Here is an 18,770-nt window from a genome sequence, read left to right on the forward strand (position 1 = left end):
GATATAACAATAATTAATAGCGATTTAGTGGAGGCGTACTGCCTCCACACAACTTAATACTACTTCTTATCCCCTTTCAACAATTCTGCAATTCCTGAAATTGAACCCATTAAGTTTGATGCCTCTAATGGCATTAAGACTACTTTACTGTTATCTGCACTACCAATCTCTTTCAAAGCTTCAGTATATTTTTGAGCAATAAAATAGTTAATCGCTTGTGTATTCCCCGCCGTAATCGCATCAGATACCATTTGCGTTGCTTTTGCTTCTGCTTCTGCAGCACGCTCACGTGCTTCTGCTCTTAAAAAGGCTTCTTGACGTTCTCCTTCAGCTTGAAGAATACGAGACTGTTTATCCCCTTCAGAACGTAAAATCTCTGCTTGACGCACCCCTTCCGCTTCTAGAATTTCAGCACGTTTATTACGCTCTGCTTTCATTTGAGCATTCATTGCATCAATCAACTCTTTTGGAGGACTTACATCACGAATTTCAATACGGGTCACTTTTACACCCCAAGGATTCGTGGCTTCATCAACAATACCAAGTAAACGTCCATTAATTAAATCACGCTGTGACAACATATCGTCTAAATCCATTGAACCTAGTACCGTACGCATATTGGTCATTGTTAAATTAATAATGGCTTGATCTAAATTATTCACTTCATAGGCAGCACTACGTGCATCAACAACCTGAACAAAACAAACCGCATCAATGGATACACTTGCATTATCTTTAGAAATAACTTCCTGTGAAGGAATATCAAGCACCTGCTCCATCATATTAATTTTACGACCAACCTGCTCCACAAAAGGAACAACAATGCTTAAACCCGGTTGTAAAGTTCGGGTGTAACGACCAAAACGCTCTACTGTCCAATTATAACCCTGTGGTACAATTTTTAACGTAGAATACAATACGACTATAACAAAAATAACAAAAATTACCGATAAAATCGGGAAAGCTGAAATCTCAAAACCAAACATACATTTTCTCCTATAATAGAAATTGATTTCCATTACATCTTACACTTCCTAGAATTTATTTCCAGTATCAAGCTACCATAATAACCAATAATGCCATTTAAATTTCGATAGGCAACTGCCAATTAATTTCAGCAATTCCCTGCGATCTCAAATACTCATTTGTTTTTTAAAAATGTTTACAGCCAAAGAAACCTCGATAGGCAGAAAGAGGAGAGGGGTGAGGTGCTTTTAGAACACAATGACGAGTTTGATCAATAAACTGTCCTTTACGCTGAGCGTGGCTTCCCCAAAGTAAAAAAACTAAATTATCTCGCTGTGTATTTAATTGGCTAATAACTTTATCAGTGAAAGTTTCCCAACCAATATTAGCGTGTGAATGTGCCTTATGTTGTTCAACAGTTAAAACTGTATTAAGCATAAATACGCCTTGTTTCGCCCAATCCACCAAATAGCCGTGTTGAGGAATTTGAAATCCCTCAATATCTTGTGATAACTCTTTATACATATTAACTAAAGAAGGGGGAGGGGCAATATTAGGTTTTACTGAAAATGCTAATCCGTGTGCTTGATTGATACCGTGATAAGGGTCTTGTCCTAAAATAACAACTTTTACATCACTAAATTCTGTTAATGAGAAAGCACTAAATACTTCATTTTGAGGAGGATAAATAGTTTTGCCTTTTAAACGTTCATTTTTCACAAATTGTAAAATTTGTTGAAAATAAGGTTGAGATTTTTCTTCGCCAATTACATCTGTCCAATTTTTCATTGTTAACCCTTTGTTAAAATTGTTTATTTATTACGAAATATTATTAACATTTTAGAATTATATTATCGCATATAAGAGAAATTTACAAAAATATGGTTAAATTTCTAGCATTATTTATCAAAATGGGTAGAATGATAAAATAATTTTTAAATTATCAACTTTTTTTATAAAACTTAGGAGTAACCCAAATGATTAAAGGTGTACAAATTACAGAATCTTCAAATAGCAATTTAGTAAATTCTTTTTGGTTATTAGATGAAGAAAAAAATGAAGCGCGTTGTTTATGTGCTAAAGGTGACTATACAGAAGACCAAGTTGTGGCATTAAATGAATTAGGTGAAATTGCATACCGTGAAGTGGAAATGAATGTTGCCCCAACAATTAAAGTTGAAGGTGGTCAGCACTTAAACGTAAACGTATTACGCCGTGAAACATTAGAAGATGCAGTAAACAACCCAGAAAAATACCCTCAATTAACCATTCGTGTTTCTGGTTATGCAGTACGTTTCAACTCTTTAACACCAGAACAACGACGTGATGTCATTACTCGTACTTTCACTGAAAGTCTGTAATTTATATTAACGATTTCTTAAAAGCACCTTCTCTGGTGCTTTTTTTTATTATCTCTCATTCACCACAAGCGGTGACTTTCTAGTAAAAATTTACGAAATTATCTCTAAATAAAAAAATATAATTGATATTATCAAATAATATCGTACTCTAAATAATAAAAATCTGATCTCAATACTCTCTTTTTGTGTTTTAATTATTCTGTATAAAAAAATAACAACACCCAAATTAAGGAGAAAAAAATGAGCATTCGTATCGAAGAAGATTTATTAGGAAAACGTGAAGTCCCTAGTAATGTATATTGGGGCATTCATACTCTGCGAGCAGTTGAAAACTTTAATATATCAAAAACGACTATTTCTGACGTGCCTGAATTTGTACGTGGAATGGTAATGGTAAAAAAAGCAACGGCACTCGCAAATGGTGAATTAGGCGTTATTCCTAAAAAAATTGCAAAAGCAATAATTATTGCTTGTGATGAAATTTTAGAAAATGGTCGCTGTTTAGATCAATTTCCTTCTGATGTTTATCAAGGTGGAGCGGGTACTTCGGTCAATATGAATACCAATGAAGTCGTGGCAAACTTAGCATTAGAAATTTTAGGGCATAACAAAGGTGAATACCAATTCCTTGATCCTATGGATCACGTAAATGCAAGTCAATCAACCAATGATGCATACCCAACAGGATTTAGAATTGCGGTATATAATAGCATTATGGAAATGATTGAAAAGGTACGCTACCTACAAGAAGCATTTAACAATAAAGCCATTGAATTTGCTGATGTAATAAAAATGGGACGTACTCAATTACAAGACGCCGTCCCTATGACCGTTGGACAAGAATTTAAAGCTTTTTCCGTATTATTTGATGAAGAACTACGTAATTTAAAAATTATCTCTCAATATTTATTAGAAGTAAATTTAGGCGCAACTGCGATTGGTACAGGTGTAAATACCGCTCAAGGTTATTCTGAACTGGTAGTGAAATATTTATCAGAAGTGACTCAATTACCTTGTTCAGTATCAGAAAATTTAATCGAAGCCACCTCTGACTGTGGGGCTTATGTAATGGTACACGGTGCGTTAAAGCGTACTGCCGTAAAACTTTCAAAAGTATGTAACGATTTACGTTTACTTTCATCAGGTCCACGCACAGGGTTAAATGAAATTAACCTGCCAGAATTACAAGCAGGTTCATCTATTATGCCCGCAAAAGTCAATCCTGTTGTACCAGAAGTGGTGAACCAAGTGTGCTTTAAAGTGATCGGTAACGATACTACAATAACTTTTGCGGCGGAAGCAGGACAACTGCAACTTAACGTAATGGAGCCAGTGATTGGTCAAGCAATGTTTGAATCAATTAGTTTATTAGCGAATGCTTGTGTAAATTTACGAGATAAATGTATTGATGGCATCACCGTAAATCGTCAGGTTTGCCAAGATTACGTATTTAACTCAATCGGTATTGTAACCTACCTTAATCCATTTATTGGACATCATAATGGCGATATCGTAGGTAAAATGTGTGCTAAAACAGGTAAGAGCGTAAAAGAAGTCGTACTTGAATTAGGCTTATTAACGGAAGCAGAAATTGATGATATTCTTTCACCTGAAAATTTAATGACCCCTAAATATAAAGCAAAAAAATTTGCTGACGAAGAGTAATTTTTGACTTTTATAGCGGTAAGATGTTATCAACAATTTGCAAATTTTGAGCGATATCTTACCGCTTAGTAAATGGTAACAACTTTCTCAAATCCACACTGTTTGGCATAGTTAGTGAGATCATCTATTTCATCGGTAGTTGGAATATAAGGTGCTAGCCCTTCGGGATCTCTTGTGCCTTTATTATGCACTCGGATTATTTTGAGAATAACTTCTTTTGGTGGGTTTAATTCAGCCACTTTTTTAATCAATCGCTTTTCATCAAAAAAACCGTTGATCATTACAAGGCGAATTTCTTCTATTTTGTTGAGTTTGAGTAATTTTTCTAAATTTTGTAAATTTCGATCTAAATTTGACCGCTTGATATGATCCGTTATCGCTATTCTTTCAGGATAAACCTTGCCCTCACGATTTTTACGATCAAAACATAAACTCTGTAGACCCTCACCAATACCTTTAAGATCAAATAAAAATTTATCGGTAACCTCAATAAGTTCTGCGGTTTTATCGTAATCAAAAAAACCACAGCTATCTAAATAACAAGTTAATCCTTGCTCTTTTAGAGCGTTAAATAATGGCACTAATTTTTTATGATGGATGGTAGGCTCACCACCTGAAACCGTTACACCACGAATAAAAGGTACCGCATCCATTACTTGTTGGAATAGATAATCTAAACTGACTTTTTTACTTTCATCGGTATAGCGAGGAATAGTTTCAGGGTTGTGGCAATATAAACAGTTGAGCTTGCAACCTTGCAGAAAAATACTAGTACGATTGCCCATACCCTCTACATTTGAAAAGGGGATAATCCGATGTAGAGGGAGGGTGATTTCGCTTAGAGATTGTTCGCTAAGCGGTTGTTTTTTATTAAAAATTTGCGGATTACGCATTTACATCTTTTTCATCACGCAACTGGCGATCAAAGACTTGGGCACATTCATCTGTACCTGAACCAAACCAAGTGGTATCACGCATTACGGCTTCACCATTACGGAATTTTTCTACTTCGCTTTTCTTCACAAGATAGCCTGTAACACGGATCAAATCGGTATTTTTAAGATAAGTTGTGATATAGCGATAGCCGTTAGCAAAAGCACCGTCAATAATATCCACAACGGCATCTAAATGATCAACATAGGTTTGATCAAAGGCAAATAAGTCCCCTGTACCTGACGGGAAATATTTATGATAAGGGGCGGATTGTTTTAAGTGTGGCAATAATGACGGCTCTTGCCCAACACGAATACGGTGTGCAGGGTTGTTCGCTTTATCTTCTTCATTAATACTTGCTCCGACTTGAGCGTGTAGTAGATAACGTCCGTTGGTACGCTCTACATAAACACCTTTGTGAGCGTTGGTGATTTCTTCTAATTTATCCATAATGGCAGTGGCAATTTCTTCACCACGTTCACTTTTACCAAAGGTTTCATCAATGCCTTCACATTGTAATAAATGGTTGGTGGCATCGGCTAAACCAACGATTGCCAACATACTGGTAAAGTTATGCGGTTCTAAAAAGCCTTCTTTGACTAAGAAATCGGTTTTGAAGAAATTACTTTCTTCGACTAAAAATTTATGGCGTTTATCCATTGTAGAAAGGGCTAATTTTGCCACTTTGGGGAATAAGTGATTGACCATTTCATCAACAGTTTTGCAAGCTCGTCCGATAGTACCCAAACGTAAACGTGTTAAGGTGTAAGCACCGCCACATTCAGGTAAGGCATTATAACAACTTGCGATACCGTAGGCTTCGCCGAGTTCTGATTTATAATACGGGTCGTTCGCAAAAGACGGTTTTGAGACCAATAAACAGGCTTTCGCGGCAAGCTCAGCAAATTCTTGGGATGTTTGTGCTTTGTCGTAACGAATGGTCATATTTGGGGTTGGATTTTCAAGCTCAATCACGGCTTTTAAGATTAAGCGTCCTGCTTTGGTATCCAAAGGTCCGATATTAGCGTGGCAGAAAGAATCTGGCACGGTTTTATCCACGTGATTTAAGAAACGTTTAATTTTAATGTAATCTTGCTCTTCATCCGTAATGAAAGGATCGAGCAATAGATCAAGACGACCGATATACACAGGGAAAGTGGTGATTGATGGTACGTGGGAATAAATAATCAATAAACCGTCTAACACTTCGTCCAAATTAGTTGGCACAGGCAAATCTAAAAACTGACACCCTTTTTGTATATACACATTATAATCAGGCAAAATGTAGCGTGGACGATAAATCGCATAGCCTTCATTCAAATCACAAATCATATGATTTTCAATATAGCTATATTCTTCTTCAGTATAACCTAACAGCTCTTTTGGATTGATTAATCGTTCAGCAATATTAGCCAGTAACATTCCTTTTTGCTGACAAGTTAAGGCATCGGATTTTACGGTATCTAAAATATCTTGAATGGTCGAGTGCATTTGAAATTCTCCCCTTTGACTGTATTCTTGAGGTTATATTCTAAATGAGCGTATAAAAATAGACAAATTAAATTTGTTCGTTATGTGAGTTTGTTAACAAATTTATAGAAAAATATTGTTAGGGAAAAATCGTACTTTAAATTTTATTTTGCAAATTTAACCATTAATGTAACCGCTATTAAAATCAATAGGTCAAAGTTTGTAGTTGCCCCGATTGAAATGTAAGAGATGTCGCATTATACTTTTAATCTAAACCCATTTTAATCTTCACTATTTTCTTCAAATTCTAACCACTGCTGTTGTAATTGACTTAATTGTTGAGAAGATTTTTTCCAACGAGAGCTGGTCTGTAAGTCTTTCCAGTTAACATTAGGGTGTTTGAGTAAAGATAGATGACGATCTTTATGCTCTTTGGTTGGGATATATTTTAGGTTATCTAAGACTTGAATAACGCCCTGTCGCTCATTACAAAGCAGTAATAAATCACAACCTGCATTTAGGGATTTTTGACTTCGTTCGACATAATCCCCCATAAAACTTGCCCCTTTCATACCCAAATCATCAGAAAAAATCAGACCATTAAAATTAAGTTGTTTACGTAAAACGTCCTTTAACCAATAACTTGAACCGCTTGCGGGTTGGTTGTCACATTGTGTATAAATCACGTGAGCAGGCATAATGGCGGAAAGTTTATTTTTCTGAATGAGACTTACAAATGGCTGAATATCTTGAGCAAAAATCTCTGTTTTAGCACGGTTATCAAAAGGTGTTTCTAAGTGAGAATCTGCAACTACGTGACCGTGACCCGGAAAATGTTTTCCTGTTGTTGCCATTCCCACTTCTCGCATTCCATCAATAAACTGTTCAGCAAGCGGTAACATTTCAACTATATTTCTACCAAATGAACGATCGCCGATCGCTTTACATTGATGACCCAAATCTAAAACAGGGGCAAAGCTCAAATCAATATCTAATGCAAACATTTCTGCCGCCATCACCCATCCCGCCTCTTTGACTAGGTGAGGCTTATTTAAAGCCAGAAAAGATTGCATTGCAGGAAGCTGAGTAAAACCATTTCTAAAACGTTGTACTCTGCCCCCTTCTTGATCAACTGTAATCAATAACGGTTTCTTTACTTGAGAACGAATAGCGTCAATTAATGCCTGAAGTTGTTCTTTATCGTAAAAATTACGACTAAAGAGAATTAACCCAGACACAAAAGGATGGACTAATAGCTCTTTTTCTTCTTGAGTCAGTGTTTTACCGACCAGATCTATAAGTAACATAATAATTTTCTCTAAAGGTTATTAATTTATCTTACTTTTTTTACCAATTAATTGGCTTAAAATAATTAATATAAGTGAGAATACAATCATTAAAGTCGCCAGAGCATTGACTTCTGGTGTTACCCCCGTTTTTACCAAAGAGAAAATTTTCAATGGTAATACTTCATAACTCACCCCTGTTACAAAAGAAGAAATAACAACATCATCTAGTGAAATAGTAAAGCTGAGTAACCAACCTGATACTATTGCAGGCAGAATTAAAGGAAAAATAATTTTACTTAAAATCGTAAACTCACTTGCACCTAAATCTCTTGCTGCATCAAGCATTTTTCCATCAAAATCACTTAATCGTGAAGAAACCGTTACTACTACATAAGGTAAACAGAATGTAATATGTGCAAATAATAATGACCAAAATCCTAATGCCATTCCAACAAACATAAAGAGTGCGAGGAATGAAACCGCCATTACGATATCTGGCGACATCATCACAACAAATAACATTCCTCCCACCAACTGTTTACCTCTAAAAAGATAACGATACAACGCAATCGCAGTTAAACCGCCAATGATAGTCGCAATAGTAGCGGCACAAAAGGCAATAGTGACTGAATGTAACGCAGATTGCATTAAAGTATCATTGTTAAATAAACGTTCATACCATTTCCAATCAAACCCTTTCCAACGCATTCCATAACGATCAGCATTAAAAGAGTTAACCACTAAAATAACAATTGGAATATACAAGAAAGCATAGACACCAAGACTAAAAAGGTTTCTTAATACACGTTTCATCAGCTTAACTCCACCTTTTTATTTAATAGTTTATTGGCTCGGTAGTAAATATATAACATCACTGCCATTAATACCGTTAAAGCAACGCTAATTGCTGAACCAAAGGGCCAATTACGAGTGACTAAAAATTCACTCTTAATTACGTTACCCACAAGTAAGACTTTTGCCCCACCTAATAAGTCAGCAACATAGAACATTCCCATTGCAGGGAGTAATACTAATAAACAGCCAGCAATAATACCCGGCATTGTTAAGGGTAAGATAACGCGTAGAAAAGGCTGAAAACCATTTGCACCAAGATCTTTTGCTGCTTCTAATAAGCGATTATCTAATTTTTCAATTGAAGAATAGAGGGGTAAGATCATAAAAGGTAGTAAGATATAAACTAAGCCAATGATAACCGCTACTTCGGTATTTAAAATACGAATTGGGCTATCAATTAAGCCTATTGCTAATAATGTATTATTTAATACACCTTTAACGCCTAAGAAAATTTTCATTCCATAAATTCGAATAAGTGAATTTGTCCAAAAGGGTAAAATCACTAAAAAGAGTAAAAATGGACGATATTTTTTAGGGCTTTTCGCAATTAAAAAGGCAAAAGGGTAACCCACCAATAAACATAATATTGTGGCAATTCCTGACATATACAGAGAATTCCATAATACTTTTGAATAAAGCGGATCAATTAAACGTTTATAGCTATCTAATGAAAAAGTAAATTCAACAAGATTACTGCTATCTTTGGTCATTACGCTGGTCACAAACACCAATAAATTTGGCATTAAAACGAAGAAAACCAACCAGATAAAAATAACAGCGATAGTTACTTTTTGGAATTTATTACTCGTGAGTTTCATTGTTAAGTACAACCTCCCAACCTTCATACCAAGTCAGTGCCACTTTCTGACCCACTGAGTGATCGATATTAGGATCGTCTTCATTAAAGAACTCGCTAACTAATACTTTCATTCCGTTACGATCAAGCATCACGTTGGTTTCTAAGGTCATTCCTTTGTAGGTACGGTTGGTTACGTGACCAATTACGGCTTTAGCACTTTCATTTTCATCAAGCTCTTCAATTACAATGTCTTCTGGACGCAATAAAACATTTAATTTTTGCCCTTCAACAACAGGAAGATCCGTATGAATTTCACAAATTCGACCTTCTACATTTGCTTTTACGGTTTTCTCATCAATACGTCCAATTGCGGTTGCTTCAAACACATTGATTTCACCAATAAAGCGAGCAATAAATAGGTTTTTCGGTTCTTCATAAATTTCACGAGGCGAACCGTCTTGTTCAATGTTTCCTTCATTCATTACAATAATACGATCTGACATTGTTAATGCCTCTTCTTGATCGTGAGTCACAAAAATAAAGGTAATACCGAGCTGACGTTGTAATTCTTTTAATTCATTTTGCATCTCTTTACGCAATTTGTAATCTAACGCAGAAAGAGATTCATCCAGTAATAACACTTTTGGTTTATTGACCACCGCACGAGCAATCGCAATACGCTGTTGTTGTCCACCAGAAAGCTCACTTGGTTTACGGTTCGCCATTTGATCTAAACGAACCATTTTTAACGCATCCATTACACGAGGTTTAATTTCTGTATTGGGTACTTTTTGCATTTTTAAACCAAATGCCACATTCTCAAAAATCGTCATATGAGGGAAAAGTGCATAACTTTGGAACACGGTATTGACGTGCCTATGTTCTGCAGGAATATGAGTAATATCCTTACCATCTAGTTTTATCATCCCACCATTTGGCTCTTCTAATCCTGCAATTAAACGTAATACTGTTGTTTTACCGCAACCTGAAGGACCCAAAATAGTTAAAAACTCACCATTATTAATGGTAAGATCGAAATTTTCAATAATTGTTTTATCATCATAACGCTTGGTTAATGAGTGTAATTCAATGATGGGTGTTTGATTTGGCTTTTCCATCTACTGTTGTTTCCCTCCTAAATATCGAGAATGAGTAATAATTAATAAAAATGAATTGAATAATTTTTTATCATTTTTTTGTATAAAATAAAAGCGGTTAATAATATAGTTAAAGCGGTAAGATGGAAAGAAAAATTTGCAAATTTTCTATAAAAAATTGCAACATAATAAATAATTTAAATTATGCTGCAATTCTTTATTTTTAAGTGAGGGATCAAACGTCTTTCGCCATTTCAAATTCAATTAACATCATTAGAATATGAATAACTTTAATATGTATTTCTTGAGTGCGATCAGCATATCGAAAATGTGGAACACGAATTTCTATATCTGCAATTCCTGCCATTTTCCCACCATCTTTTCCCGTCATTGCAATGGTTTTCATTCCTTTGGCTTTGGCAGCTTGCATTGCATTAATGATATTTTGTGAATTTCCAGAAGTGGAAAGCCCAAATAATACATCTCCTTTTTTTCCTACCCCCTCTACATAACGAGAGAACACATATTCATAACCAAAATCATTACTTACACAACTTAAATGACTAACGTCAGAAATAGCGATTGCAGGGTAACTTGGACGATTTTCACGATAACGCCCTGTTAATTCTTCGGCGAAATGCATTGCATCACAATGCGAACCACCGTTTCCACAAGATAGTACCTTACCACCTTGTTTAAAGCTATTTGAAATTAATAATGCCGCCTCTTGAATTAACTGAATATTTTTTTCATCCGTCATAAATTTATTCAAAACATCTGCGGCTTCTTGTAATTCACTTAAAATTTGTTGTTGATACATTGATTGCTCCTTAGCTATTACCTAGTCCTTTTTGGGCATTTTTATTTTCAATAAATTCAATTTTATAACCATCAGGATCTTCTGCAAATGCAATAATGGTATTGCCGCCTAACACTGGACCTGCTTCACGAGTAATTTTACCCCCTGCTTTTTTTATCGCTTCACAAGTTGCATATATATCATCCACTCCCAGAGCAATATGTCCATAAGCAGTACCTAAGTCATAATTTTCTGTTCCCCAGTTATAGGTTAACTCAATAACTGCACCTTTGTCTTCATCCTCATAACCTACAAAAGCAAGGGTATATTTGTATTCTTTATTTTCACTCATTCTGAGTAAACGCATTCCTAAAATTTTTGTATAAAAGTGAAGAGAACGCTCTAAATCGCCTACTCGAAACATTGTATGTAAAATTCGCATTAAAACTCCTAATTGGGTTATTACAAAGTGCTCACATTATGGCATAATACCCCTTTAAAATCATCGCTAAATTTATTTATTATGCATAATCACAGTTCAAAATCTAAACAAGAAATCGCTATTCACGCATCACTACCCTTCGTGTTAATGCTTTTTATTGAAATGGCATTAAATTTTTATTCTGCTCCAAGAAATAGCATTTTTATCTCACCTTATTTACTTTCCTTTTTTACATTAGGTTTAATCAGTTTTATTGTATTGTGGAAAGGTGAAATTTGTAATGGTCAAAGAAAACGTTTTACTTTTGTCTTAACGTTGCTTGTCATTTTCAGTATAGGGAATTTTTTATATTCCGTTATATTTACCCCAAAACACTCCCCTGCAATTATTAGTAATTTGGCTGCCGTATTCTTATCTATCATATATTGGCGACTCCCAAAACCTAAAGAGGAAAGTGTTTATAACACGATGATTTATTGTGCCATTGGTATTATAGCGATAGGATTTATCCAATATTTTGCAATTTATTGGTTTGAGTTACCTTCATTATTTAACTGGTTAAGGGCAAATAATTTTGCTCAAATTTTATTAGGAATATTACTTGCAGGTTGGTTTTTAGTTCTGGCAGAAAGCCGTTTAGAAAAATTTTTAAAAATATTAGTTAAACTTGCACTTATGGTTGCGGTATTAAATTATATTTGGACAGCCTTTGTGCTTTATCTTTTACCACAACAACTTATTAATTATGTAACAGTAAGCGGTTACTTTATTATACAATTTTGCATTTTAGCTATGTTGGGTTGGCTATTATTAGGAAAAAATATTAAAAATATGACCGCTTGGACAATCGCAACTTTTATGGCAATTTTATACCCTTTTATAAACATCTAAATAATTAAAATTCAGCCTTAGAACATAAAAAAATACCACCAAGTTTAAACTTAGTGGTATTTTTATTATGGATTAACTATTAAATTACGCTTGACCTTTAACCGCTTTTAAACCTAAGAAAGGTGCTTTTTCACCTAATGCTTCTTCGATACGGATTAATTGGTTGTATTTAGCAACACGGTCGCTGCGGCTCATTGAACCCGTTTTGATTTGACCTGCTGCTGTACCTACTGCTAAGTCAGCAATAGTTGCATCTTCAGTTTCGCCAGAACGGTGTGAAATAACTGCTGTGAATCCAGCATCTTTCGCCATTTTGATTGCTGCTAACGTTTCAGTTAATGAACCGATTTGGTTGAATTTGATTAAGATTGAGTTAGCGATACCTTTATCAATACCTTCTTTTAAGATCTTAGTATTAGTTACGAATAAATCGTCCCCAACAAGTTGGATTTTATCGCCTAATACTTTAGTTTGGTATGCAAAACCGTCCCAGTCAGACTCGTCTTGACCGTCTTCGATTGAAACGATTGGGTATTCATTACATAATTTTTCTAAGTAGTGAGTGAACTCTTGAGAAGTGAATGATTTACCTTCACCTTTCATTTCATACATACCTGTTTCTTTGTTGTAGAACTCAGATGATGCACAGTCCATCGCTAAAGTAACGTCTTTACCTAAAACATAACCTGCTTTTTCAACTGCTTCTTTGATACAAGCTAATGCGTCAGCGTTTGATGCAAGATTAGGTGCAAAACCACCTTCGTCACCCACTGCTGTATTTAAACCTTTTGATTTTAATACTTTCGCTAAGTTGTGGAATACTTCAGCACCGATACGTAATGCTTCTTTTAATGTTTTCGCACCCACTGGTTGAATCATAAATTCTTGGATATCAACATTGTTATCTGCGTGCTCACCACCATTGATGATGTTCATCATTGGTAATGGCATAGAGTATTGACCTGCTGTACCGTTTAATTCAGCAATGTGAGCATATAAAGGTAACCCTTTTGATGCTGCAGCTGCTTTTGCGTTTGCTAATGAAACCGCTAAGATTGCGTTTGCACCGAATTTAGATTTGTTTTCAGTACCGTCTAAATCAATCATAATTTGGTCGATTTCAGCTTGAGCTGATGCATCTTTACCTACAACCGCTTCTGCGATAGGACCATTTACAGCTTCAACTGCTTTTAAAACACCTTTACCTAAGAAACGAGTTTTGTCGCCATCACGTAATTCTAATGCTTCACGAGAACCAGTTGAGGCACCAGATGGAGCCGCTGCTAAACCGACAAAGCCACCTTCTAAATGTACTTCTGCTTCAACAGTTGGATTACCACGAGAGTCGATGATTTCACGACCAATTACTTTAACAATTTTCGCCATTGTTGTTCTTCCTCTAAGTGAAAGTTAATAAAAAAAATAATACTGTATATAGTAAAACTATTTTGCTTTTTTGTCTTGTAAAAAAGTGAACAAGATCACAAAAAATTTGATCTAGGTTAGGTTTCTAAAGCATCAAAGCAATTCCATCACTGCAAATGCGGCTTGCATATCTGCATCACATTGGATTTCTTTATGGATCTGAGTGAAAATTTGTTTTAATTCATTTTTCTCTTTCAAACTTTCTGGATCTTGAAGTAAATAATTATTCAAGTGCCAAACTAAATTTTCAGGATTACATTCCTCTTGAATAAGTTCAGGTACAAGCGGTGCATTTGCAAGTAAATTAGGTAAAGAATAATACTCTGTTTTTACTAACTTTTTAGCAATACTGTAAGTAAGCGCTTTTACTTTATAGCCGACAACCATTGGTGATTTACATAGCATTGCCTCCAAAGCAGCGGTTCCTGAAGCCAACAATGTGACTTCCGCACAAATCATTGCTTGGCGAGCCTTTCCTTGTAGAATAATAAGTTCTAATTCAGGGGCAACTTTTGCTTTAATTTCTTCGAAAAGTTGCTGTGTTTTTTCATTCGCAAGGGGAACTAAAAACTGTAAATCAGGGTGTTTTTCTTTAAGTATTTGAGCAGTTTTTAAAAATGGTTCAGCTAGAAACTCAATTTCACTGCAACGGCTACCTACTAAAATCGCCATATAACGCCCTTTTTCATTAAGTTCTAATTTTTCACAGGCTTCACTGCGATTGGGCTTTAATGGAATAGCGTCTGCCATTGTGTGTCCGATAAATTTACAAGGCACGTTAAAACGATCATAAAAGGCTTTTTCAAAAGGCAATAAGGCTAAAACAAGATTGGTTGCTTTGGCAATTTTATGGACTCGTCCTTGTCGCCACGCCCAAACGGAAGGACTCACATAATGCACGGTTTTAATGCCTTGTTGCTTTAATTTATTTTCCACATATAAATTAAAATCAGGGGCATCAATGCCGATAAAAATATCAGGTTTAAGTTCCAACATAGTGTTAATCACTTGCTTACGACGTTTTAATAAACGTGGTAAGTGTTTAATCACTTCTGTTAACCCCATCACAGAAAGTTCTTGCATATCGAATAAGGTTTCACAGCCAGCTTGTTGCATTTTCTCGCCTGCAACGCCGATAAATTTTGCGTTCGGATAATGTAAACGCAACGCATTGATTAACCCCGCCCCTAAAATATCACCAGAAATTTCGCCAGCAACAAGGGCAATGGTTGGATTTTGTGTATTCATTTTATTTATTTGCCTTTTAAAGAATTAAAAAGAAATCAAGCGGTAAGATTTTGAATAAAATTTACCATATTGAAATATGGAAACTCGTCAAGGCATACCTTGACGCTACATTTTAGGTGATTTTAATATATTTGTAGAAACAAGGTATGCCCTCTTCTTAGGACTTACACAGTAAAACACAGTTTCATAAATTAAGTTAATTCTTCAAGTTTTGGATTTCTTTCAATCCGTCCTTTAAGCTCTTTCTCAAATAAGATATTTCTAACTGCGTCAGGTGTCCTTCTACTGTTGAGAATAAAACGGGCTTCCCATTCTGTGAGACAGGCAAAACTGTAGCCTTTTTGTTCGATAAACCATTCTTCAAGTGTGCCATAATTTTCTCTTAATGTTTTTAATGTGTTTGTTGAAAGTCGTAATTGTTTTGAATATTGCTTTCCTGTTAAAGCATAACTTGCAAAAACTGTAATTTGTCAAAAGACGGTGTAACATTTACTCATTAGTAAAAAATGAATCGTATTATAGTCCTAAAAATACACACATCATACAATAAATATTTCCTTTTTATAAAATTCAACCGACTATGATTTAATCATATTTCGTGAGAAATTTTATATCGAGCAACGGGCGGATATACGCAAACAAAGTTTGCTAATCACGCCCCTACATAAATTTAAATTACTCTTGTGTAGTTTCTGTTACTTCAACTTCTGTTGCTTCAACCTTTTCAACCGTATCCGCTTCATCCTCTTCAATTTCACAAACTTTTTCTAGTCCAACTACTCGTTCATCGGTTGTAGTTCGAATAATACGAACCCCTTGTGTATTACGTCCCACAAGACTGACTTCGTGAACACGTGTACGAACCAGTGTACCCGCATCAGTAATCAACATAATTTGATCGGTTTCTTCTACTTGAACAGCAGAAACCACTTTACCATTACGTTCATTTACTTTAATGGATAACACACCTTTAGTGTTACGTGATTTAATTGGATATTCCGTTAAGACAGTACGTTTACCATAACCATTTTCAGTGATAGTTAAAATATCACCCTCTTCTTTTGGTATCACTAAAGAAACAATTTTATCGGCTTTTAAATCAACTGTTGATGTTTCATCTTCAACATCTGTTTCATTATCGTCTTCTGGTAATTCTATATTAGATAATGCCAGCTTCATCCCACGAACACCTGTTGCAGTACGTCCCATTGCACGCACGGCAGTTTCTGCAAAGCGAACCACTTTACCTTGTGCTGAGAACAACATAATTTCGCTGTCGCCTTCGGTAATATCCACACCGATTAGCTCGTCACCTTCACGTAAGTTTAAGGCAATTAAACCGTTTGAACGGACTTTACTAAACGCATCAAGGGTAACTTTTTTCACTGTGCCGCTTGCGGTTGCCATCACTACGAATTTCTCAGCGGAGAAGTCGCCGTTTTGGATTGGTAAGATCGCTGTGATACGCTCATTTTGTTCTTTATCTAATGGTAAGATATTTACAATAGGTGTACCTCTTGCTCCACGACTGGCTTGTGGTAATTGGTACACTTTTAATTGATACAAACGTCCACGACTTGAGAAACATAAGATCGTATCGTGGGTATTTGCAACTAACAGACGTTCTACGAAGTCATCATCTTTGGTTTTGGTTGCGGATTTTCCTTTACCACCACGACGTTGTGCTTCGTAGTCAGAAATTGGTTGATATTTCACATAACCCGTATGAGAAAGAGTAACGACTACATCTTCTGGTGTGATTAAATCTTCTAAATTAATATCCGCGGTACTTGCGGTAATTTCTGTACGGCGTTCATCACCAAATTGTGCTTTAACAGCTTCTAATTCTTCACGAATAACTTCCATTAAACGTTCAGGGCTATTTAAAATATACAATAACTCGCCGATTTCAACCAAGATGGCTTTATATTCATCAACGATTTTATTATGCTCTAAACCTGTTAAACGGTGTAATTGAAGTTCTAAAATCGCCTGAGCTTGAATTTCTGATAAATAATATTGTCCATCACGCACCCCAAATTCTTCTGGCAAATCTTCAGGGCGAGAAGCATCAACGCCTGCACTTTCTAGCATTCCAGCAACATAGCCTAATTCCCAAGGACGAGAAAGCAAGGCGGCTTGAGCTTCTGCTTTACTTTTTGACGCTCTAATTAACTCAATCACAGGTTCGATATTGGCTAAAGCAATTGCTAAACCTTCTAATACGTGGGCTCTGCTACGTGCTTTGCGTAATTCAAAAATCGTACGGCGAGTGACCACTTCACGACGGTGTTTAACAAAGGCTTCAATAATTTGTTTTAAATTAAATAATTTTGGCTGACCGTGATCAAGGGCAACCATATTGATCCCAAATGTGACTTGCATTTGAGTTAAAGCGTAAAGGTTGTTTAATACGATTTCGCCTACAGAATCACGTTTTACGTCAATTTCAACACGTAATCCGTCTTTATTGGATAAATCCGTGACTCCACTAATACCTTCTAACCTTTTATCACGCACTAACTCGGCAATTTTTTCAATTAAACGGGCTTTGTTTACTTGATAAGGTAATTCAGTGACCGCAATAATTTCACGCCCTTTGGCATTGATTTCTACTTCGGCTTTTGCTCTAACGTAAACTTTACCACGTCCTGTGCGGTAAGCGTCTTCGATCCCTTTGCGACCATTGATAATCGCCGCTGTTGGGAAGTCAGGTCCTGGGATATGTTGCATTAGCTCATCAATGGTAATTTCATCATTATCCATATAAGCTAAACAGCCGTCTAACACTTCATTTAAGTTGTGTGGCGGAATATTGGTTGCCATACCGACCGCAATACCCGATGAACCATTCACTAATAATGCAGGAATTTTAGTTGGCAGTACGTCAGGGATCATCTCTTTGCCATCATAGTTAGGCGAGAAATCCACGGTTTCTTTATCTAAATCCGTTAATAATTGTTGCGTGATTTTCTGCATACGTACTTCGGTATAACGCATTGCAGCAGGCGAGTCGCCATCAATCGAACCAAAGTTACCTTGTCCGTCCACTAACATATAACGCAATGAGAATGGCTGAGCCATACGTACAATGGTATCATAAACAGCGGTATCGCCGTGTGGATGGTATTTACCGATGACGTCCCCAACCACACGGGCTGATTTTACATAAGATTTATTTGATGTATTTCCACTTTGATCCATCGAAAATAATACTCGACGGTGTACGGGCTTTAAACCATCTCGCACATCGGGTAATGCACGTCCAACAATTACCGACATTGCATAATCAAGGTAAGAGGTTTTTAATTCTTCTTCAATACTGATTGGAATGGTATCTTTGGCTAATTCGCTCATTGAAATGTCCTAATTATAATTTGTAAAAAAATTACACTATTTCCCTTAATTCTTTAGAAAATAGATGTAAAAAATTAGCACCATTATATCACAAAATCAAAGAAAATTGGTTGAAATATCATTGATAAAAGTTGAAAATAAGCGACAAACAAAAGACAAACATATATAAGCGG

At 35.7% G+C, this 18,770-nt stretch carries 15 protein-coding genes and 1 pseudogene; 3 read left to right on the forward strand and 13 right to left on the reverse strand.

Annotated elements, in window-relative coordinates; all coding sequences use genetic code 11:
• Positions 1-59: 59 nt before the first annotated feature.
• Both KGI96_RS06165 and ung read right to left on the reverse strand, forming a co-directional pair.
• Positions 60-986 (reverse strand): SPFH domain-containing protein, encoded by a 927-nt coding sequence (locus KGI96_RS06165; RefSeq protein WP_211598290.1) that lies wholly within the window; start codon positions 984-986, stop codon positions 60-62.
• Between the two features lie 97 nt (positions 987-1,083).
• Positions 1,084-1,755: pseudogene (gene ung, locus KGI96_RS06170) on the reverse strand (uracil-DNA glycosylase).
• A gap of 188 nt (positions 1,756-1,943) precedes the next feature.
• Here ung and grcA point away from each other — a divergent pair.
• Both grcA and aspA read left to right on the forward strand, forming a co-directional pair.
• A complete protein-coding gene (gene grcA / locus KGI96_RS06175; RefSeq protein ID WP_211598292.1) occupies positions 1,944-2,327 on the forward strand; it encodes an autonomous glycyl radical cofactor GrcA in 384 nt (127 codons plus the stop codon).
• A gap of 240 nt (positions 2,328-2,567) precedes the next feature.
• Positions 2,568-3,992, forward strand: coding sequence for an aspartate ammonia-lyase (aspA, locus tag KGI96_RS06180; protein WP_211598294.1), 1,425 nt, complete (start codon positions 2,568-2,570; stop codon positions 3,990-3,992).
• A 65-nt stretch (positions 3,993-4,057) separates the two neighbouring features.
• Here aspA and KGI96_RS06185 read toward each other — a convergent pair whose 3' ends face one another.
• From KGI96_RS06185 to gloA, 8 genes are all read right to left on the reverse strand, one after another.
• Positions 4,058-4,885 (reverse strand): radical SAM protein, encoded by an 828-nt coding sequence (locus KGI96_RS06185; protein ID WP_211598296.1) that lies wholly within the window; start codon positions 4,883-4,885, stop codon positions 4,058-4,060.
• Positions 4,878-6,416, reverse strand: a complete 1,539-nt coding sequence (locus KGI96_RS06190) for a YjjI family glycine radical enzyme (protein ID WP_211598298.1) — start codon at positions 6,414-6,416, stop codon at positions 4,878-4,880. The genes KGI96_RS06185 and KGI96_RS06190 overlap by 8 nt, the downstream gene beginning before the upstream one ends.
• Before the next feature lie 260 nt (positions 6,417-6,676).
• Positions 6,677-7,702, reverse strand: coding sequence for a beta-N-acetylhexosaminidase (nagZ, locus tag KGI96_RS06195; protein ID WP_211598300.1), 1,026 nt, complete (start codon positions 7,700-7,702; stop codon positions 6,677-6,679).
• A gap of 21 nt (positions 7,703-7,723) precedes the next feature.
• Positions 7,724-8,497 (reverse strand): spermidine/putrescine ABC transporter permease PotC, encoded by a 774-nt coding sequence (gene potC, locus KGI96_RS06200; protein ID WP_211598303.1) that lies wholly within the window; start codon positions 8,495-8,497, stop codon positions 7,724-7,726.
• Positions 8,497-9,357 carry a spermidine/putrescine ABC transporter permease PotB gene (potB, locus tag KGI96_RS06205; protein WP_211598305.1) on the reverse strand — a complete coding sequence of 287 codons (861 nt, stop codon included), beginning with the start codon at positions 9,355-9,357 and terminating at the stop codon, positions 8,497-8,499. Before potB ends, potC begins: the two co-directional genes overlap by 1 nt.
• Complete coding sequence (potA, locus tag KGI96_RS06210; protein WP_211598307.1) at positions 9,341-10,456, reverse strand: spermidine/putrescine ABC transporter ATP-binding protein PotA; 1,116 nt, start codon at positions 10,454-10,456, stop codon at positions 9,341-9,343. The genes potB and potA overlap by 17 nt, the downstream gene beginning before the upstream one ends.
• Before the next feature lie 214 nt (positions 10,457-10,670).
• On the reverse strand, positions 10,671-11,255 hold the full coding sequence (gene lpcA, locus KGI96_RS06215) for a D-sedoheptulose 7-phosphate isomerase (protein ID WP_211598308.1): 585 nt from the start codon (positions 11,253-11,255) through the stop codon (positions 10,671-10,673).
• A 10-nt stretch (positions 11,256-11,265) separates the two neighbouring features.
• On the reverse strand, positions 11,266-11,676 hold the full coding sequence (gloA, locus tag KGI96_RS06220; protein WP_211598311.1) for a lactoylglutathione lyase: 411 nt from the start codon (positions 11,674-11,676) through the stop codon (positions 11,266-11,268).
• A 78-nt stretch (positions 11,677-11,754) separates the two neighbouring features.
• Here gloA and KGI96_RS06225 point away from each other — a divergent pair, with 78 nt between their 5' ends.
• On the forward strand, positions 11,755-12,567 hold the full coding sequence (locus KGI96_RS06225; RefSeq protein WP_211598370.1) for an HI_1241 family integral membrane domain: 813 nt from the start codon (positions 11,755-11,757) through the stop codon (positions 12,565-12,567).
• Positions 12,568-12,651: 84 nt separating this feature from the next.
• Here the strand turns inward: KGI96_RS06225 and eno are convergent, their stop codons facing one another.
• The 3 genes from eno to gyrA all read right to left on the reverse strand — a co-directional run bounded on the left by eno (position 12,652) and on the right by gyrA (position 18,597).
• Positions 12,652-13,953 carry a phosphopyruvate hydratase gene (gene eno / locus KGI96_RS06230; protein ID WP_211598312.1) on the reverse strand — a complete coding sequence of 434 codons (1,302 nt, stop codon included), beginning with the start codon at positions 13,951-13,953 and terminating at the stop codon, positions 12,652-12,654.
• 132 nt (positions 13,954-14,085) lie between these two features.
• On the reverse strand, positions 14,086-15,240 hold the full coding sequence (lpxB, locus tag KGI96_RS06235; RefSeq protein WP_211598314.1) for a lipid-A-disaccharide synthase: 1,155 nt from the start codon (positions 15,238-15,240) through the stop codon (positions 14,086-14,088).
• 675 nt (positions 15,241-15,915) lie between these two features.
• Entirely contained in the window at positions 15,916-18,597 is a 2,682-nt protein-coding gene (gene gyrA / locus KGI96_RS06240; RefSeq protein WP_211598316.1) for a DNA topoisomerase (ATP-hydrolyzing) subunit A, read from the reverse strand.
• Between the last annotated feature and the right edge of the window lie 173 nt (positions 18,598-18,770).

The organism is Phocoenobacter atlanticus subsp. cyclopteri (assembly GCF_018343795.1).
Classification (GTDB): Bacteria; Pseudomonadota; Gammaproteobacteria; order Enterobacterales; family Pasteurellaceae; genus Phocoenobacter; species Phocoenobacter atlanticus.